Origin of the sequence: Janibacter sp. LM (assembly GCF_039631275.1) — a bacterium.
Taxonomy (GTDB): domain Bacteria; phylum Actinomycetota; class Actinomycetes; order Actinomycetales; family Dermatophilaceae; genus Janibacter; species Janibacter terrae.
Window position 1 is genome coordinate 1 of record NZ_JBDIVG010000077.1, and the last position, 1,388, is coordinate 1,388.

Annotated in this window: 1 protein-coding gene; it reads right to left on the reverse strand. The window is 68.7% G+C overall.

Translation table 11 applies throughout. The annotated features are described in order from the left end of the window. Nucleotides 1–139: 139 nt before the first annotated feature. On the reverse strand, nt 140–1,388 hold a 1,249-nt coding region (locus ABC138_RS17500; protein WP_345914462.1), incomplete at its 5' end, for an IS1380 family transposase.

The window sequence follows — 1,388 nt, forward strand, 5'->3', positions numbered from 1 at the left end:
CCCCGGTCATTCATGACGATGGCCGCGGCGGTGTCGGGGCGGCGTGATCGAGTGTGCTGGGGTCGAGGGCATGACGGCGGGCCGGCTGGCGCTGCCGGTCTGCGGTTCTCCAGGTTCCTCTGTCGTGGCGGATGTTCGGTCAGGCTGGTTGTGGGATGGCGGCGATGTTCGCGAACACGGCGACGATCGCTGCCGCCCACGGCCAGGTCTTGGGGACCTGCAGTCGTCGTCGGCGGGCCCCGTGGGTCAGTCGGGCGGGGACGTGAAGGAAGCGGTAGCGCAGAGCTTTCGGTTCGCAGTCAGCCAGGGGCTGCGCGTCGCCGGTCATCGCGAGCAGCCGCGTCCACGCAGTCAGGTCGGCCGCGATCTGCACGAGTGTCAGCCAGGTTTGGTTGATGGTGAACTCGCGGGAGGGAAACCGTCGCAGGCCGGAGTCTTTGGCGTGACGGATGCGGTCTTCGACGCGGGCATGGGCGCGGTGGCGAGCTTCAAGGAACGCCAGTTGGCCTGTCGCGGTGTTGGTGACGAACGTTTGATAGCGGTAGCCATCGGCTTCTTCGAACAGTGACAGTTGTGCGCCCGGGTGTGGTCGTTCGCGCCGGACGATGACGCGCATCCCGGTCGGCCATTTCGCGCGCATGGCCGGGTCGATCAGCCCGGTCAGTTCGGCGACGTCACCGCCCACGCGGACACTGCCGTCGGCCTCGGAAGCAGGCGTCCACACCTTCGCGGGAACCAGCGCGATGGCTGCGCGGATCCTCTCGGTGACGCTGAATCCGATCGAGTACTCCACGCTGCGGCCACGGACTCGGCCTTGCTCGGTCAGCCAGTCCAGCAGCCCGTGGGACGCGCCCGCCCCGTCGGAGCGGATGAGCAGCTTCTTGCGGTGCGAACCGGGGACCTGGGCGATCGCATCGGCCAGGACTTCGATGTGATCGCTGGTGGTGTTCGACCCGGCGTTGCCGGCGCGCAGCTTCGCCGCCAGGAACTCGCTCGTGTTGTCGCACCACACGCCGATCGGGTGGTACCCGAAGGTGCGCTTGAACGTGGCTGCAGCGTTCTCCTTCTCGCTGTGGGCGATCACGACCGTGGCATCCACGTCCAACACGATCACGTCAGCCAGGTCGCTGCCCGCGACCTTCGAGGCCGGCACGCCTTGGGGCAGTTGCGCCCACACGCGCCGACGTGCCCGTGCCCGCGCGGTCGTGATCTTGCGCGACCCTCCGGGCGTGACCTCGTCCAAGGCCCGCCACACCGTCGGCGGCGACGCGACCGGCCCGAGGACGCCGCTTTGGTGGCGCAGCACATCGATGTCACTGATTGCCTCGCCGCCATCGGCGAGCATCACCGCAACGTCGACCAACACCCGGCCGCGGTCATGCCCGGGC